General features: G+C 64.8%; 1 protein-coding gene. It reads left to right on the top strand.

The window, feature by feature from the left end; translation table 11 throughout:
* The coding region (locus tag QP415_RS12080) for a UTRA domain-containing protein (RefSeq protein WP_285100239.1) at nucleotides 1-261 on the top strand (261 nt) is incomplete at both ends.

The following is a 261-nucleotide window of genomic DNA, read 5'->3' as shown; positions in this document are numbered from 1 at the left end:
CCCTGCCAACGCTCAGGAAGCCGACGTCCTCAAGATCACCGAGGGAACACTCATCGTCCACATTGAGCGCACGCGTTTTGCCAACGACGAGCCGATCGCCGTGCTTACCAACTTCATCCCGACGGACATCGCGCCGACCATGCAGGAGCTCGAGTCCGCCTCCCTCTACGACCTGATGCGCGAGCGCGGGGTCACCCTGGCCTCGGCCCGCCAGGTGATCGGCGCCCGCAGCGCGACAACAAAGGAAGCCAAGCTCCTGTC

The organism is Pauljensenia sp. UMB3104, assembly GCF_030217285.1.
Lineage (GTDB): Bacteria > Actinomycetota > Actinomycetes > Actinomycetales > Actinomycetaceae > Pauljensenia.
This window is presented reverse-complemented; position numbering and strand designations above follow the sequence as displayed.